Below are 16,177 nucleotides of genomic sequence, written 5' to 3'. Positions count from 1 at the left end.
TTATACGCAGTAAAAGAGGGTAGTTATCCACAAAATAAACGAGAGGAAAAGGATAAAATCAGCATCTTCCACTGGGGATCGTGACTATTTCGCGATCCCCAGCCCCGTTCAGATCGCCTTTTTCCAGCTTTCCAGCCAGGCTTCCGCCGGATCTTCAGGGATCTCATGCTCCAGCACGTCAATCTCCAGGCGATCGCCGATCTGACGGGCACCCTGAGCAATTAACAGCGCTTCTATCTGGCGGATCGCGCCACAAAAGAGATCATATTCGTGATTGCCGAGTCCAATCGCACCAAACCGGACCTGAGAGAGATCGGGCTGGCTGTCACGGATGGCTTCGAACAGTGGCAGCAGATTGTCGGGAATATCCCCTGCACCGTGGGTTGAGCAGACCACCAGCCAGATACCTTCCTGTGGCACCTCATCCAGCTCCGGGCCATGCAGCATCTGCGTTGAGAAGCCCGCTTCCTGTAATTTTTCTTCCAGATGTTCAGCCACATACTCTGCGCTACCCAGAGTACTGCCACTGATTAAGGTAATATCGGCCATCTTGCTCTCCCGGAGATTAAGGCGAGCATTGTACGCTGTGATCAAGCAGTGATCCACCTGTGGACAACAGGGTTAATAGATCAGAAGAAGCGAACGCAGCCGTTGTCAGCCGCCACATTCGTCAGGGATAAGATTATGCACAAGGCGGGATGGATCAGGGCTTGATGGTACGCATGATCGGGTTTTGCAGCGAGATCAGGGTTTCTGTCGATTGAATTTCATTGATGGTCTGGATCTTGTTGATCAGCACCTGTTGCAGGGCGTCGATTGACCGGCACATCACTTTAATAAAGATGCTGTAGTGCCCGGTGGTGTACCAGGCCTCAACCACTTCATCCAGCGCCTCCAGTTTGCTCAGCGCCGCCGGATAGTCTCGTGCGCTCTTGAGGATAATGCCGATAAAACAGCAGACATCAAACCCCAGCTGACGCGGATCGATATCAACCCGGGTTCCCAGGATAATGCCCGCCTGCTTCATCTTTTCCACACGCACATGAATGGTGCCGGGGCTGACATTAAACTGTTTTGCCAGCTCGGCGTAAGCGGTGCGCGCATTATCCAGCAGGGCATTCAGAATGCCGCGATCCAGGTTATCGAGCTGCAGATGTTCGGCCATGGCCATCCTCGTTATTGGTCTGCTTTAAGTAAACAAGGGTGAATGTGCAGCAAAATAGTGGTTCAGGCAACTACCGGCAGCGACGGGCGCCGCTGCCGGTTCACTTAGCGTTTGCGCCAGACGGTGACCTGCGCCAGCGTGTGCTGGAATTTGCGGGCCGTTTCGCGGATCACAAAGGGTTTATCCTGCGGTTCACCGACCAGTTCGAAGTCGGCTGCCAGCAGACGTTGCAGTGCCTGCAGCGTCGTCAGCGCCTCACCATTTTCACGCACGCCGCCCAGCCAGTTCTCCTTCGGCGTGAAATCCTCCAGCCAGGTATAAGGCGATGAGAGCAGCAGGATGCCGCCCTGACGCAGCATCGGCGTGACATCCCGCAGGAAACGAGCAGGCTGGCGCAGGCGATCGATCAGGTTGGAGGCGAGCACCAGATCGTAACGACCCGGCTGCGGCTTCAGGTTACAGGCGTCGCCCTGAACAAACTGAATCCGCTGTGCCAGTTCGCTCTCCAGCGCAAAATCTTTCAGGCGAACCTGACGGTACTCTACCAGATCGCCTTCCTGAGGCAGCAGATAGCGGAAGTCTTCGCCGCTGGCCAGCTGCAGCGCCACATCGATGAAGCGGGCCGAGTAGTCCATCCCGGTGACACGTTCGAAGTGGCGAGCCAGTTCAAAACTGGCGCGTCCGGTGGCACAGCCGATATCCAGGGCCTCGCTGCGTGCCGTGGTGTAGTTCAGCGCGAGGTTTACCAGGCTTTCGGCATAGTTATCCACACCGAAATAGCGCGGGCCATACTGGAAGTCGAGGTACTGCGACACCATCGCGTCGGATTCATACGGGTTCAGCGCCATGGTTTCCTGATGGCTGGACACCACGTAGCGGAAACCGGCGTGCTGGAAGAAGTGGCGGCGGAAAGCATAGCGTGCTGATTTCAGCGCTTCGTTGCCGGTCGAGATCCAGCTTCCGCCTTTGATCAGGGAATGTTTACCATCGAAGGTCGGGGTAGAGAAATCATCGTAAAGCGGGTGGACTTTGAAGCCTTCAAAGCCATTGGTCGGCGTGGTCGTCCATTGCCAGACGTTACCGACGATATCGAAGAACGCGCCCTGGGCGAAGAGATCGACCGGCGATGAGGAAGCCCAGTACGCCAGGTTAATGTTGCCCGGCGCCGGTTCCCAGTCCGGCTGATCGCCCGCGACCTGTTCGCGCAGCTGAGCCCACTCCGCTTCACAGGGGAGCTGAACGCTCATACCGGTCTGATCTGCCTTCCAGCGGCAGAAAGCCGCCGCTTCCAGCTGATTGACCTCGGCAGGCCAGTCCCACGGCATCGCCACTTCTTCACACATCAGACGCAGTTTAAGCTGATCGGGCATCGCAGGCGTGCCGACCCAGAAGGTGGGCATCTCTGCTTTGGCAAACTGACACCAGCCCCAGCCTTCGTCATCCCACCAGCGCGCATCCTGATAACCGCCCGCCTCAACGAATGCCATGAATTCCGCATTGCTGACCAGCATTTTGCTCGCCTGGAACGGCTGCAGCGTAACCTGCTGGCGGCCATATTCATTATCCCAGCCGTAGGTATCGTCGGTTTTACCCAGCGTGACGGTGCCGCCTGGCATTGGCAGCAGGGCATTGGCCGGAACAGCTTCGCGCTGATGGCGCGCCATCGGACAGACCGGCCATGCGGCCTGCGGTCTGACCCACTCCACTGGTAACTGGCGGATCAGCACGCTGGAGGTTTCCAGATGAATACGCTCATGCTCAATCCCCATCAGGATCACCCAGGCCGGGCTCTCCCAGCTGATCGGCAGCGTGATCGGCATGGTCTGGATCAAATCGCTGACCAGCGCTTTAACGCGTCCGCGGTATTCACGGACTTTGTCAATGGTGGGCCAGTCATAGTGACTGTCGTTGAGATCGTCCCAGCTCATCTCATCCACACCAATCGCCATCATCGCTTCGATACGATCGTCCAGACGCGCGTCGATAAGGCGTCCGGCCATCAGCTTATTGATGTAGAAGGTAGCGGTGTGGCCAAAATAGAAGATTAAAGGATGGCGCAGCGGAATGGCTTTGGTAAACCAGGCCAGGGGATCGGCCAGACAGGTAAACAGACTTTCATACTGTTCCCAGGTCTGCTGAAAATAGGCCAGCAATTCGGCACGTTTTTGTTCAATGTTATGGCCGGAGAGCAGTAGCGTTCGCGTCGGCGCAGGCAGATCGCGATGAGGTTGAGCAAGCGTCACAGGGAGCTCCAGATTGCTGAGTAAGTGAAACGGTAATTCACTATAGCAAATGTGCATTTCTGCCCGATGACTTAACGCCGCCAGTGACGCAGCAGACGGCTTTTCATGCCGGTGTCGAAGCGCCAGATATGGTCGAAGATGCGCAGAATACCTGGTTTCCCGTGGGCCGACATTGCCACGGCGTGAAAACGTTGCTGATTATGTCGCTGGCGCTTTTTGATCGCCCCGATGACCTCTTCCGGCAGACGCTGGGCAATAAAATCGGAAACGATCACCGCATCGGCTTCCTCCCACAGTACGCCTTCCATTCGGGTGACAACCGAAGAGAGACAGGCGGCCAGATCGGTGCCGCCACGGAAACGCTGGCTCAGAAAGCGAATCGCCTGTTCCAGCCCGTCATCACCGGTCAGCTCATAGCCGATCACCTCATGCGCAAACAGCATGATGTAGCAGCGACGGCCATCGGCCAGCGCGACCTTCAGCAGTGCCAGACAAAAGGCTTTAGCGCAACGCTCATTAAAGCCACCCATCGAACCGGAGGTATCCACGCAGACGATAAACGGCCCGCGCGGCTGCTCTTCATGCTGCTGGTGGCTGGCCGGACGCATCGTCACCTTTTCATGCCAGGCATCGCCCTGCAGCTTATAGGTCAGCAGCCGTTTCTCGACCAGCCGCCGGTAAAATTCCAGCTCCAGTTCGCTGATGCTCAGCGCGGCTAACTCCGGCGGTAACAGTCGCAGCACGTCATCGCTCTGATGAATGCCGCTGACCTCTTCCGGCACGGATGCAGGCTCCTGCACCAGATGATGAAAAGCTTCCATCGGGGCATCCTGTGACGGCACCGATTTTGCCTCGCGGCTGCGACCCAGCTGCTGGGCCAGCTTCAGCAGCTCCGGTTGGTGCGCCAGAAAGTCGCCATATTGCAGCATCAGCTGATAGTCACCGGGCTGCAGTGACGCTTTGCTCATGTCCCACAGCCGGCCAGCGGCGGCTTCATCATCGTCACTGAGAATCGGAGCCAGCTGACCGCTCAGCGCCATGCGCTGCTGCAGTTCCGCCAGCAGGCGTTCGCGCTGCTGCTCCAGCAAATCCTGATTCAGCGTCAGGGTCTGTAAGGTCAGGCTCAGCCGCCAGCGCTGTAAAAAAAGCTGGTGCTGCGCGCTGCTGAGATGGCTGATATCGGTGTGCAGCAACAGCCGGTTAGCTTCATCAATAAAAGGAGACGGCAGGCTTTGAAGCGCCTCAAGTGTGGCAGTCAGCTGCTGGCTGAATTCACGATCGCTGAGGAGCTGGATGCGCTGGAACAGCTGAAACTCTTCGGCCAGCATGGCCGGAACCGGCGTGGCTTTGAGTTCAGCACTAATCTCCGCTCGCCAGCGTGGCACATCGCGCAGCAGCGCTTTTTTCAGTCCGGGGAATTTTTCAAAAAACAGCGCCAGCTGTGGGGACGCCAGCAGGGCAATAATCAGCTCTTCAATCAGTTCGGTCTCACCCACTGAGAGCAGCGTGCTCAGCGTCTCCACTGAGATCATTTACGCGCCTGTTTCAGCTGTTCCGCCACATCCTGCAGGCTGGTTTCAACCCGCGCCAGCCAGTCATCACTGATAAACAGGCAGCGCTGATGCTGGCTGAACTGATGACGCTGTGACCGTAGTTCACTCTCCAGTGCATCCAGTGCTTCGGTGATCTCACCGGGCAGCGGCTCGCTGTTGCTGACGCCAGGCAGGGTCAGACGTGACGATTGCAGGCTCACATCACGGATAGCCAGACAGTGCTGCGCATCCACCTGTAAATCCAGGCTTTGCGCAAAGCCAATCCCGTTGAGCTTGCCGCGAACCTCACCGCCTTTCTGCAGCCACTGATTCAGGGCATCACGCGCAATCACAATATGGCTTACCTGCATGTCGTGCAGCATCAGCGGCTTTTGCAGCATCAGCGTCAGTTGCTCATCGGTAAAGCTTTCGGGCAGGTCGTAATGGGGCTTGCGGCTGAACATGCCGCTGTGTCTTTCCAGAGTGATCGCCTGCGCGATGCTCTGCTGCTGTTGCAGAGCCAGACGACGCGCTTTTATCTGCTGCAGTTTCAGCAGCATTGGCTGCTGCTGCCAGGCGTGCTGCGTCATCAGCTGATCGATTTCTCGTTCCAGCAGCTGCATGGAGGCGACATCGTGCCAGAGGCAATCTTTCAGCAGGATCAGGTCTATCGGGGCAATGGTATTGCGACCGCTGTAGAAGGCGCTGGCCTGCAGCAGATGGATGGCTTTTTTCCAGCGGCGATCGGAAATGTAAGGTGCGGCAGGCTGGCTCTCCAGTTGCTGACGCAGCTGATAAATCAGCTCAAAGACGGCATCGGGCAGACTGACCTGGCTGATGCCGAGCTGCCACTGCGCATACTCTTCATCACTGATGCGCAGGGATTCCGCGACCGGATTGGTGTGCTCATCCTGCTGGTGGGTCAGCATGCTGCGAAAATTCTGCTTCTCATGCACGTTATCCAGCCACAGGCGGATCAGCATTCGATCATAGAGCGCCTCAAGGCCGCTATCCGCTTCCGGCAGTTCGTTGGAGGCGGTGACCAGCAGCCGCATCGGGATGGTCTCTTCGCTGTCACCATTGCGGAAGCGGCGTTCATTGATAGCGGTCAGCAGGGTATTCAGAATCGCCGGGCCGGCTTTCCAGATCTCATCCAGAAAAACAATCTCGGCGTCGGGCAGATAGCCTTTAGTGAGGCGCTGGTAGCGCCCTTCATCTTTCAGTGCCTGAATAGAGAGCGGGCCAAACACCTCTTCCGGCGTGGAGAAACGGGTCATCAGATATTCAAAGGCGCGGGCGTGCTGAAAGGCATATTTAAGGCGGCGGGCAATCAGGCTCTTGGCGATGCCCGGCGGTCCCAGCAGAAACACGCTTTCACCGCTTAGCGCGGCCAGCAGGCAAAGGCGAATGGCATGATGCCGTTCATATAATCCTTTTTCTAACGCATTGCTAAGGCGAGAAATTCTTTCTGCCAAAAGATGGGGTTGAGCCATAATCACATCAATGTCCTTACGATCGTCGGGCCGCCGCGCTTAAGCAAGCGCCTTACTCTATAGATCATCATGCGTGAAAGCGTTGATAGCTGTCAGCTTTTTTGTTTCAGAAGGTTTGCCTGTTTTAAAGTGGTGCCGGATGACAATTTATCGTCAGAAATGATCCCGTTACCCTGACCGCGAGGCGAAGCGGGTATAGGAATTTTCGTTAAACCGTGCATACTGTGCGCTTTTTGATGGCCTGAGCGAGGGGTTTTGCACCTCTTAGACTCCAACAAAAGATAACTCTATGAGCTCGGATAATAAGCAGTCACTTCGCGGATTAACGCTGGCCGCTATTGGTGTTGTTTACGGGGATATCGGCACCAGTCCGCTGTATACCTTGCGTGAATGTCTCTCCGGACAGTTTGGCTTCGGCGTTGAGCGGGAGGCGGTATTTGGCTTTCTGTCGCTGATTTTCTGGCTGCTGGTGCTGGTGGTCTCACTGAAGTACATCAGTTATGTGATGCGTGCCGACAACGCCGGGGAAGGCGGGATTTTGACCCTGATGTCGCTGGCAGGTCGCCATACCGGTGCGCGCGCCACGGCGGTGCTGGTGATCATGGGCCTGATTGGTGGCAGCTTCTTCTATGGAGAGGTGGTGATCACGCCAGCCATTTCGGTGATGTCCGCCATCGAAGGCCTTGAGATTGCAGCGCCGTCGCTGGATCCCTTTATTGTGCCGATGTCGATTGCGGTGCTGACGCTGCTGTTTGCCATTCAGAAGCATGGCACCGGTATGGTGGGTAAACTCTTCGCGCCAGTAATGCTGGTCTGGTTTCTGGTGCTGGCGATCCTGGGTGTCATGGGCATCATGCGAAACCCGGACGTGCTGCATGCGCTGAATCCTGCCTATGCGGTGGAATTCTTCCTGCACTATAAGTCCGTTTCGTTCTTCGCCCTCGGTGCAGTTGTGCTGGCGATTACCGGGGTCGAGGCGCTTTATGCCGATATGGGGCACTTCGGTAAAGTGCCGATTCGGCTGGCCTGGTTCTCGGTGGTGCTGCCGTCGCTGGTGCTGAACTACTTTGGTCAGGGCGCGCTGTTACTCAGCGATCCTAAAGCAATTAAAAACCCCTTCTTCCTGCTGGCCCCGGACTGGGCGCTGATCCCGATGCTGATTCTGGCGACACTGGCCACGGTGATCGCCTCACAGGCGGTGATCTCTGGTGTCTTCTCGCTGACGCGTCAGGCGGTGCGACTGGGTTATCTGCCAGGGATGCGTATCATCCACACTTCTGAGCGCGAATCGGGCCAGATTTATATTCCGGTGATCAACTGGTTGCTCTATTTCGCCGTGCTGATTGTGATTATCAGCTTTGAGCATTCAAGTAATCTGGCTGCGGCCTACGGTATTGCGGTGACCGGCACCATGGTGCTGACGGCAATGCTCTCCTGCACCGTGGCGGTTAAAAACTGGCACTGGAATAAGCTGGCGGTCGCCGTCATCCTGGTGCTGATGCTCTGCATCGACGTGCCGCTGTTTACCGCCAACCTGGTGAAAATTTTCTCTGGTGGCTGGCTGCCGCTCTGTCTCGGTCTGGTGATGTTTATCATTATGACGACGTGGAAAAGCGAACGTTTCCGTCTGCTGCGCCGCATGCACGAACATGGTAACTCCCTGGAGGCGATGATCGCGTCGCTGGAGAAATCGCCACCGGTTCGCGTGCCGGGCACGGCGGTCTATATGTCGCGTGCCCTGAATGTGATTCCGTTTGCCATGCTGCACAACCTCAAGCACAACAAAGTGTTACATGAGCGGGTCGTGCTGCTGACGTTGCGCACTGAAGACGCGCCTTACGTGCACAACGTGCGTCGTGTCACCATTGAGCAGCTGTCGCCGACCTTCTGGCGGGTGGTGGCAAGCTATGGCTGGCGTGAGACGCCAAACGTCGAGGAGATTTTCCACCGTTGCGGGCTGGAAGGACTCAACTGCCGCATGATGGAGACCTCGTTCTTTATGTCGCATGAGTCGCTGATCATCGGCAAACGGCCGTGGTATCTGCGCCTGCGGGGCAAACTCTTCCTGGCGCTGCAGCGCAATGCGCTCCGTGCGCCAGACCAGTTTGAGATCCCGCCAAACCGCGTGATTGAACTCGGCACCCAGGTCGAGATTTGATTGTCAGCGCCCGCCTAACGGGGCGGGCGCTGACCAGCGTAGCATGACGCACAAGCCGCCGCCGGGTCGCTGGCTGAACGTAACCTGCATCCCATGCAACTGGGCAATATTACGCACTATCGATAATCCCAGCCCGCTCCCGCTCTTCTCCTGACCCGGCGGTCGCCAGAAACGCTCACCGAGCCGTTGCAGGTCGGCAGCACTCAGACCCTCGCCGTTATCCTCCACCGACAGGCTGTTTGCCTGCAGTCGCACATCGACTTCGCTGCCCGCAGGCGTATAGCGAATGGCGTTATCCAGCAGATTCCGCACCAGCAGTGACAGTAACAGTGGATGACCCTGAATCTGTGGATCGGCCTCCGCGTGCAGCCGCAGCGTGACGCCGGTTTTATCCGCCAGCGGCAATTGTGCGGCGATCGTCTCCTGCACCGTGCGTTTCAGCGCCACCGGTTCGAAGGCGCTGCGTGCATCATCGGCTTCAACCCGCGAGAGCGTCAGAAGCTGATCCACCAGCCGCGTAGCGCGGACAATGCCGGCATCCAGCTGTTGCAGCGCATGGGTTCGCATCACTTCGTCATCCGCCGTCAGCTGGATCACTTCGCTTTGCACCTGCAGCGCGGCGAGCGGACTGCGCAGCTCATGTGCTGCATCGGAGGTAAAGCGTCGTTCACGCTGCATCATGGCGCTGATGCGGCTGAACAGGCCATTGAGCGCCATCATCAGCGGCTGTACCTCTTTCGGCACGCGGTCTGCCTGCAGCGGCGTATCGTCATCAGGCGCGCGCTGCGCCAGCTGCTGCGCCAGCGTTTTCAGCGGTCGCAGTTCAGACCAGACCAGGCCGATCAGCAACAGCAGCATAAACGGCAACGCGATCAGCCAGGGCAGCATACTGGCTTCCATCAGATCCTGTGTTATGTCGTCGCGGTATTCCGACTCCTGACCGACGACTACCCGGAACTTCTGATCCGGCGTGGTCAGCCAGACAAACCGCCAGCGATCGCCATCATTGGTGAGCTGTCCTTCATGAAATCCCTGATAGTCCGCCTCAAACGGCAGATAGCGGCCATTATCGCCATCATTCATTACCTGCCTGCCGTCACGGGTAAAGACAGCAAAGGCCAGAGCATCGTCATCCTGATCGCCACGATGGTGCCGCAGCATCGCTTTGGTTCGGGGCAAAGTGGTGTTGTCCAGCGAAGAGAAATCAAGCGTCAGCAGGCGCTTGGCCAGCAGCATCTGCTGGGTATCAAACAGCTCATCAAGGGTTTCACGGGTCTGATGCCAGGCACTCAGGCTGGCACTGGCCCAGCAGAGGCCGAGCAGCAGCACGAAACCGATGCCGAGCCGCAGAAACAGGCTCATTGATCGCATTCAGCGGCTCCCAGGGTATAACCGACGCCGTGCAGCGTGCGGATAAACGCGCTGCCCAGCTTTTTACGCAGATGGTGGATATGCACTTCTACCGCGTTGCTGGAGACGTCGGCATCCCAGCTGTAGAGCTTCTCTTCCAGCTGGCTGCGCGTCAGCACCCGGCCCGGGTTGCGCATAAAGAGTTCCAGCAGCGCCAGTTCACGGCTTTTTAACTCAATTGCTTCGTCATCGCGCATGACGCTATGGCTGCCGGGGATCAGCACCACGTTACCGTGACGGAGTTCGGGCTGCAGTTGACCATGACGGCGGCGGATTAGCGCCTGTAAGCGCGCGGCCACTTCGGTTAAGGCAAAGGGTTTGCACAGATAGTCATCGGCTCCCATCTGCAGGCCTTCAACCCGCTGATCGAGCGCATCGCGGGCAGTCAGTATCAGGACCGGCACATCGTTGCCCTGCTGCCGCCACTGCCGCAGGATATCGAGTCCATCCCGCTCAGGCAGAGAAAGGTCCAGGATCACCGCATCCCATGGCGCGGCCTCCAGCGCGTTACAGCCCGACTCACCAGACGTAAACCAGTCAACGCTGAAGCCCAGTTTACTCAGCCCCGCTTTGATACCGTCGCCAATTAAGCGATCGTCTTCAATCAGTAAAATACGCATCACGTCTCCCTGTTCCGATAGCGTTTTATACGAAGCAACTTCCTCACTGTACAGCTGATTTCGGCGAAAATGGCTTATTTTTCACGCTTAAGAAGCTGTTAAGAACTCTGTGGTCAACTGGGCGAATTCAAACCGAAAACACCACTGAGAAAGGGGTACACCATGAAAAAGCACGCTGCAATTCTGGCCGTCGTTATGCTGGCTTCCGCCCCGGTTTTCGCTGCACAGCAGGGCGGATTTGTTGATCCCAGTGCGCCAGCCGCACAGACGCCGTCAGCATCCGGTCAGGGCGGCTTCAGTGCCGATCACACCAGTGTGGTGACCGTGAAGCAGGCTGAAGAGATGAAAGATGACAGCTGGATCACCGTACGCGGCAAGCTGGAAAAACAGATCGGCAAGGAAGATTATCTGTTCCGTGATCAGACCGGCACCATGAAGGTCGAAATCGACCACAAGCACTGGAACGGCCAGACCATCACGCCCAAAGATAACGTTGAGCTGACGGGTGAACTGGATAAAGATTTCAACAGCATTGAGATGGACGTTAAACAGGTTAAGAAACAGCCTTAATCCCTTTCTGCCGGGCCGCATTCGCGGCCCTTTTTTCGTTCCCTTCCTCGCCTTAATGCAAATTTCCTCCCGCGTGAGCGAAACGTTTCGATAGCGATCACAGATTTCTTCTTTGCCGGTTGAGTTGATGGCGGCTTTTCATACACTCCAGACAGCGAAACGTTTCGCTGTGGAGTGAAAAGATGAAAAAAGGTCGCTTGTTAAACGCTGAACTCTCACATGTGATTGCCCGCCTGGGACACACGGATACGCTGACGATTGCCGATGCTGGCTTGCCGATTCCGGCAGGACCGCAGCGCATCGACTTAGCGCTCACGCCGGGTACGCCCGATTTTATGCAGGTGGTGAATGCTGTCGCACTGGAGATGCAGGTAGAGAGCGCCCTGATCGCGGAGGAGATTAAGCAGCATAATCCGCACCTTCATAGCGCGCTTGTCGCCGTGCTCGAAGCCTTGCAACAGCACCAGGGGAATCGCATCACCATCAGCTACACCAGTCATGAACAATTCAAACAACAAACGCAGCGTAGTCAGGCAGTCATTCGCAGCGGAGAGTGCTCTCCGTTTGCGAATGTCATCCTCAGCGCCGGTGTGACCTTCTGAGGCCGCTATGCAACCTTTACTGCAACTCGACGGCATTGAAAAATCCTTTCCGGGCGTAAAAGCCCTGAAGGGGGCGTCGCTGAATGTCCGTGCAGGACGCGTGATGGCGCTGGTGGGCGAGAACGGCGCCGGCAAGTCCACCATGATGAAAGTGCTGACCGGGATCTATCAATATGATGCCGGTACATTGCGCTGGCTCGGCAAAGAGACCCGTTTCAGTGGACCGAAAGCGTCTCAGGAAGCGGGTATTGGCATCATCCATCAGGAGCTGAACCTGATCCCTCAGTTAACCGTGGCGGAGAATATATTTCTCGGTCGCGAATATGTGGGGCGTTTTGGCCGTATCCAGTGGCCGCGTATGTATGCCGAAGCCGATGCGCTGCTCAAAAGGCTCAATCTGCGCTTCAACAGCCACAAGCTGGTGGGCGATTTGTCGATTGGCGATCAGCAGATGGTTGAAATCGCCAAAGTGCTGAGCTTTGAGTCGCAGGTCATCATCATGGATGAGCCGACCGATGCGCTGACGGATACCGAAACGCTGTCGCTGTTCCGGGTGATCAACGAACTGAAAGCGCAGGGCTGCGGCATCGTCTATATCTCGCATCGCATGAAAGAGATCTTTGAGATCTGCGATGACGTCACGGTATTCCGCGACGGTCAGTTTATTGCTGAACGTCCGGTCAGCGAGCTGACCGAAGAGAGCCTGATCGAGATGATGGTCGGGCGCAAGCTGGAAGATCAATATCCGCATCTAGATCAGGCGCCAGGGGATGTGCGGCTCAAAGTGGAGAACGTCAGCGGGCCGGGCGTGGAGAACGTCAGCTTCAGTCTGCGCAAAGGTGAAATCCTTGGCATCTCGGGTCTGATGGGCGCGGGCCGCACTGAACTGATGAAGGTGCTCTACGGCGCGCTGCCGCGTCGTGAAGGTGCAATGTGGCTTAATGGACGGGAAGTGGTGACGCGTTCGCCGCAGGACGGGCTGGCTAACGGTATCGTCTACATCTCGGAAGATCGTAAGCGTGATGGTCTGGTGCTGGGCATGTCAGTGAAAGAGAACATGTCGCTGACGGCGTTAGGCTATTTCAGTCACGGCAGCGGCATGCTGAAACATGCGGCAGAGCAGCTGGCGGTAGGCGATTTTATCCGGCTGTTCAACGTGAAAACGCCTTCTATGGAGCAGCCGATTGGCCTGCTTTCAGGCGGCAACCAGCAGAAAGTGGCGATTGCCCGCGGTCTGATGACCCGCCCTAACGTGCTGATTCTGGACGAACCGACCCGCGGTGTGGATGTCGGTGCGAAGAAAGAGATCTACCAACTGATTAACCAGTTTAAAGCCGAAGGGCTGAGCATCATTCTGGTCTCCTCGGAAATGCCGGAAGTGCTGGGCATGAGCGATCGGATTCTGGTGATGCATGAAGGCCGTATCAGCGGCGAATTTACCCGTGAAGACGCCACTCAGGAAAGCCTGATGGCAGCCGCCGTAGGCAAGCAACACAGCGAGGATTTAGTGGTATGACGACCCAAACTTTACCGGCCAGCCGTCGCTGGTTTAGCAAAAGCTGGCTGCTGGAACAGAAGTCGCTGATTGCGCTGATGGTGCTGATCGCCGTGGTGGCCAGCCAGAGCCCGAACTTCTTTACCGTGGCAAACCTGTTCAACATTCTGCAGCAGACCTCGGTTAACGCCATTATGGCAGTCGGGATGACGCTGGTGATCCTGACTTCAGGTATTGACCTCTCGGTGGGTTCGCTACTGGCTCTGACGGGCGCAGTGGGTGCATCGCTGGTGGGCATGGAGGTCAACGCCCTGGTCGCGGTGGCGGCTTCGCTGGCGCTGGGTGCGGCAATCGGTGCCCTGACCGGGACTATTGTGGCGCGCGGTAAGGTGCAGGCCTTTATCGCCACGCTGGTCATGATGCTGCTGCTGCGCGGTGTGACCATGGTCTACACCGACGGCAGCCCGATTAACACCGGTTTCAGTGCCAATGCCGATCTGCTGGGCTGGTTTGGTATTGGTCGCCCTCTGGGTATCCCTGCGCCGGTCTGGCTGATGGCGCTGGTCTTTATCGCCGCCTGGTACATGCTGCAGCACACGCGTCTGGGTCGCTATATCTATGCGCTTGGCGGTAACGAAGCGGCAACGCGTCTCTCTGGCATCAATGTGAATCGCGTCAAAATCATCGTCTATTCACTGAGCGGTATGCTGGCGGCGCTGGCGGGCACCATTGAGGTGGCGCGTCTCTCATCAGCACAGCCGACAGCGGGTACCGGCTATGAGCTGGATGCGATTGCTGCGGTCGTGTTAGGCGGAACCAGTCTGGCTGGCGGTAAAGGCCGTATTTTCGGCACCCTGATTGGCGCGCTGATCCTCGGCTTCCTGAACAACGGCCTGAACCTGATGGGCGTCTCTTCGTACTACCAGATGATCGTTAAAGCGGTAGTCATCCTGCTGGCGGTGCTGGTGGATAATAAAAGCAGTAAATAACTCTGACCTTACACAGGATAATAAAATGAAAAAGTTAACCGCACTGGCCATGATCCTCGGCGCAACGCTCAGTACCAGCGCCATGGCAAAAGATACTATCGCGCTGGTGGTTTCAACCCTGAACAACCCGTTCTTTGTTTCTCTGAAAGAGGGGGCTCAGAAAGAAGCGGACAAACTGGGCTATAACCTGGTGGTGCTGGATTCACAGAACAACCCGGCAAAAGAGCTGGCGAACGTGCAGGATCTGACCGTTCGCGGCACCAAGCTGCTGCTGATCAACCCGACTGACTCTGATGCTGTGGGCAACGCCGTGAAGATGGCTAACCAGGCGAATATTCCTGTCATCACGCTGGACCGCGTTGCGGCACAGGGCACGGTGGTCAGCCACGTCGCTTCCGATAACCGTTTTGGCGGTAAAATGGCCGGTGACTTCATCGCCAAAAAAGTCGGCGAAAATGCCAAAATTATTGAGCTGCAGGGCATTGCCGGAACCTCTGCTGCCCGCGAACGTGGCGAAGGCTTCAAACAGGCCGCTGATGCGCATAAATTCCAGATCCTCGCCAGCCAGCCTGCTGACTTTGACCGTACCAAAGGTCTGAATGTCATGCAGAACCTGCTGCAGGCACACCCGGATGTTCAGGCGGTATTCGCTCAGAACGACGAAATGGCGTTGGGTGCGCTGCGTGCGCTGCAGACTGCCGGAAAAACCGGTGTGATCGTGGTGGGTTTTGACGGCACTGCTGATGGCGTGAAAGCTGTAGAAGCTGGCAAACTGTCTGCGACCGTGGCACAGATGCCAGAAAAAATTGGCATGATCGGCGTGGACACCGCTGATAAAGTGCTGAAGGGTGAAAAAGTGAAGGCGATCAATCCGGTCGACCTGAAGCTGGTCACTCAATAACTCAAAGAAAAGCAGGGCACCGCGCCACCCTCCCGGTGGCGCACTTATTCCGGACTCCCCTAATGAGCAAAAACGCAAAACTGGCCGTTCTTGGCAGCATTAATGCTGACCACATCCTTAATCTGGCGCACTTCCCTCGTCCCGGTGAAACGGTGATCGGGCAGAATTATCAGGTTGCGTTTGGCGGTAAAGGCGCGAATCAGGCGGTCGCCGCGGGTCGTGCGGGTGCCGATATCGCCTTTATTGGCTGTGTAGGCGCTGACGACATTGGCGAACGTATTCGTGAGCAGCTCGCCCAGGACAATATTGATACCACGCCCGTAGAAGTGGTTGAGGGCGAGTCGACAGGTGTGGCGATGATTTTCGTCAACGGTGACGGAGAGAACAATATTGGTATCTACTCCGGGGCAAACGCGGCGCTAACGCCCGATTGCGTGGCGCGTCATCAGCAGGTTATTGCCGATGCCGATGCACTCTTAATGCAGCTGGAATCTCCGCTGGAGAGCGTACTGGCTGCCGCGACATTTGCCCGGCAGCATCAGACGCAGGTTATTCTTAATCCGGCACCCGCTACTCCTCTCTCCGATGAGCTGCTGGCGCTGATTGATATTATTACCCCGAATGAGACCGAAGCAGAGAGTCTGACCGGTATTGCGGTTAACAATGATGAAGATGCGGCCCGCGCGGCGGCGGCACTGCATGCGAAAGGCATCGGCACGGTATTGATTACGCTGGGTCGCCGCGGTGTCTGGCTGAGCGAGCAGGGAGACAGTCAGCGTATTGCAGGCTTCAGCGTTAAAGCTATTGATACCATCGCCGCAGGCGACACCTTTAATGGTGCCTTTATTACCGCGCGACTGGAGCAGAAGCCGATGTATGACGCGGTGCGATTTGCCCATGCCGCCGCTGCGATTGCCGTTACGCGTTCAGGTGCACAGCCCTCCGTGCCGTGGCGCGCGGAGATCGATGAATTTTTGCAGCAGCAGGGTTAAGCGATTG

14 protein-coding genes are annotated in these 16,177 nt (G+C 56.9%); 7 read left to right on the top strand and 7 right to left on the bottom strand.

Annotation, left to right across the window (positions count from 1 at the left end):
• Nucleotides 1–108: 108 nt before the first annotated feature.
• The 5 genes from mioC to ravA form a co-directional block, all read right to left on the bottom strand.
• The gene (mioC, locus tag AC6I8C_RS18730; RefSeq protein ID WP_013359558.1) at nucleotides 109–549 is read right to left on the bottom strand and encodes an FMN-binding protein MioC; all 441 of its coding nucleotides are present in this window, start codon (nucleotides 547–549) and stop codon (nucleotides 109–111) included.
• A 154-nt stretch (nucleotides 550–703) separates the two neighbouring features.
• On the bottom strand, nucleotides 704–1,165 hold the full coding sequence (gene asnC / locus AC6I8C_RS18725) for a transcriptional regulator AsnC (RefSeq protein ID WP_497823284.1): 462 nt from the start codon (nucleotides 1,163–1,165) through the stop codon (nucleotides 704–706).
• Nucleotides 1,166–1,269: 104 nt separating this feature from the next.
• Nucleotides 1,270–3,408 (bottom strand): 5-histidylcysteine sulfoxide synthase, encoded by a 2,139-nt coding sequence (gene ovoA, locus AC6I8C_RS18720; RefSeq protein ID WP_497823283.1) that lies wholly within the window; start codon nucleotides 3,406–3,408, stop codon nucleotides 1,270–1,272.
• Between the two features lie 71 nt (nucleotides 3,409–3,479).
• Entirely contained in the window at nucleotides 3,480–4,940 is a 1,461-nt protein-coding gene (gene viaA / locus AC6I8C_RS18715) for an ATPase RavA stimulator ViaA (protein WP_497823282.1), read from the bottom strand.
• On the bottom strand, nucleotides 4,937–6,433 hold the full coding sequence (ravA, locus tag AC6I8C_RS18710; protein ID WP_497823281.1) for an ATPase RavA: 1,497 nt from the start codon (nucleotides 6,431–6,433) through the stop codon (nucleotides 4,937–4,939). The genes viaA and ravA overlap by 4 nt, the downstream gene beginning before the upstream one ends.
• A gap of 289 nt (nucleotides 6,434–6,722) precedes the next feature.
• Between ravA and kup the strand changes: the two genes are divergently transcribed.
• A complete protein-coding gene (gene kup / locus AC6I8C_RS18705; protein ID WP_497823280.1) occupies nucleotides 6,723–8,591 on the top strand; it encodes a low affinity potassium transporter Kup in 1,869 nt (622 codons plus the stop codon).
• Nucleotides 8,592–8,594: 3 nt separating this feature from the next.
• Here kup and qseC read toward each other — a convergent pair whose 3' ends face one another.
• Nucleotides 8,595–9,962 (bottom strand): quorum sensing histidine kinase QseC, encoded by a 1,368-nt coding sequence (gene qseC, locus AC6I8C_RS18700; protein ID WP_497823279.1) that lies wholly within the window; start codon nucleotides 9,960–9,962, stop codon nucleotides 8,595–8,597.
• Complete coding sequence (gene qseB / locus AC6I8C_RS18695) at nucleotides 9,950–10,621, bottom strand: quorum sensing response regulator transcription factor QseB (protein WP_135907401.1); 672 nt, start codon at nucleotides 10,619–10,621, stop codon at nucleotides 9,950–9,952. Before qseB ends, qseC begins: the two co-directional genes overlap by 13 nt.
• Before the next feature lie 162 nt (nucleotides 10,622–10,783).
• Between qseB and AC6I8C_RS18690 the strand changes: the two genes are divergently transcribed.
• The 6 genes from AC6I8C_RS18690 to rbsK all read left to right on the top strand — a co-directional run bounded on the left by AC6I8C_RS18690 (nucleotide 10,784) and on the right by rbsK (nucleotide 16,170).
• A complete protein-coding gene (locus tag AC6I8C_RS18690; protein ID WP_095706461.1) occupies nucleotides 10,784–11,191 on the top strand; it encodes a YgiW/YdeI family stress tolerance OB fold protein in 408 nt (135 codons plus the stop codon).
• 182 nt (nucleotides 11,192–11,373) lie between these two features.
• The gene (gene rbsD, locus AC6I8C_RS18685; RefSeq protein ID WP_033784336.1) at nucleotides 11,374–11,793 is read left to right on the top strand and encodes a D-ribose pyranase; all 420 of its coding nucleotides are present in this window, start codon (nucleotides 11,374–11,376) and stop codon (nucleotides 11,791–11,793) included.
• Nucleotides 11,794–11,800: 7 nt separating this feature from the next.
• Complete coding sequence (rbsA, locus tag AC6I8C_RS18680; RefSeq protein ID WP_497823278.1) at nucleotides 11,801–13,309, top strand: ribose ABC transporter ATP-binding protein RbsA; 1,509 nt, start codon at nucleotides 11,801–11,803, stop codon at nucleotides 13,307–13,309.
• Nucleotides 13,306–14,277, top strand: coding sequence for a ribose ABC transporter permease (gene rbsC / locus AC6I8C_RS18675; RefSeq protein ID WP_013359547.1), 972 nt, complete (start codon nucleotides 13,306–13,308; stop codon nucleotides 14,275–14,277). The genes rbsA and rbsC overlap by 4 nt, the downstream gene beginning before the upstream one ends.
• 25 nt (nucleotides 14,278–14,302) lie before the next feature.
• On the top strand, nucleotides 14,303–15,178 hold the full coding sequence (rbsB, locus tag AC6I8C_RS18670) for a ribose ABC transporter substrate-binding protein RbsB (RefSeq protein WP_033784335.1): 876 nt from the start codon (nucleotides 14,303–14,305) through the stop codon (nucleotides 15,176–15,178).
• 62 nt (nucleotides 15,179–15,240) lie between these two features.
• Entirely contained in the window at nucleotides 15,241–16,170 is a 930-nt protein-coding gene (gene rbsK / locus AC6I8C_RS18665) for a ribokinase (protein WP_497823277.1), read from the top strand.
• The last annotated feature ends 7 nt before the right edge of the window (nucleotides 16,171–16,177 follow it).

Source organism: Pantoea sp. X-Soil-YNGN-844 (genome assembly GCF_059730595.1).
This window is presented reverse-complemented; position numbering and strand designations above follow the sequence as displayed.

Coding starts and splice junctions, on each gene's coding strand:
- kup (WP_497823280.1), top strand. CDS start 6,723: ATGAGCTCGGATAATAAGCAGTCACTTCGCGGATTAACGCTGGCCGCT.
- qseB (WP_135907401.1), bottom strand. CDS start 10,621: ATGCGTATTTTACTGATTGAAGACGATCGCTTAATTGGCGACGGTATC.
- rbsK (WP_497823277.1), top strand. CDS start 15,241: ATGAGCAAAAACGCAAAACTGGCCGTTCTTGGCAGCATTAATGCTGAC.
- rbsA (WP_497823278.1), top strand. CDS start 11,801: ATGCAACCTTTACTGCAACTCGACGGCATTGAAAAATCCTTTCCGGGC.
- asnC (WP_497823284.1), bottom strand. CDS start 1,165: ATGGCCGAACATCTGCAGCTCGATAACCTGGATCGCGGCATTCTGAAT.
- mioC (WP_013359558.1), bottom strand. CDS start 549: ATGGCCGATATTACCTTAATCAGTGGCAGTACTCTGGGTAGCGCAGAG.
- AC6I8C_RS18690 (WP_095706461.1), top strand. CDS start 10,784: ATGAAAAAGCACGCTGCAATTCTGGCCGTCGTTATGCTGGCTTCCGCC.
- ravA (WP_497823281.1), bottom strand. CDS start 6,433: ATGGCTCAACCCCATCTTTTGGCAGAAAGAATTTCTCGCCTTAGCAAT.
- viaA (WP_497823282.1), bottom strand. CDS start 4,940: ATGATCTCAGTGGAGACGCTGAGCACGCTGCTCTCAGTGGGTGAGACC.
- rbsC (WP_013359547.1), top strand. CDS start 13,306: ATGACGACCCAAACTTTACCGGCCAGCCGTCGCTGGTTTAGCAAAAGC.
- rbsB (WP_033784335.1), top strand. CDS start 14,303: ATGAAAAAGTTAACCGCACTGGCCATGATCCTCGGCGCAACGCTCAGT.
- qseC (WP_497823279.1), bottom strand. CDS start 9,962: ATGCGATCAATGAGCCTGTTTCTGCGGCTCGGCATCGGTTTCGTGCTG.
- rbsD (WP_033784336.1), top strand. CDS start 11,374: ATGAAAAAAGGTCGCTTGTTAAACGCTGAACTCTCACATGTGATTGCC.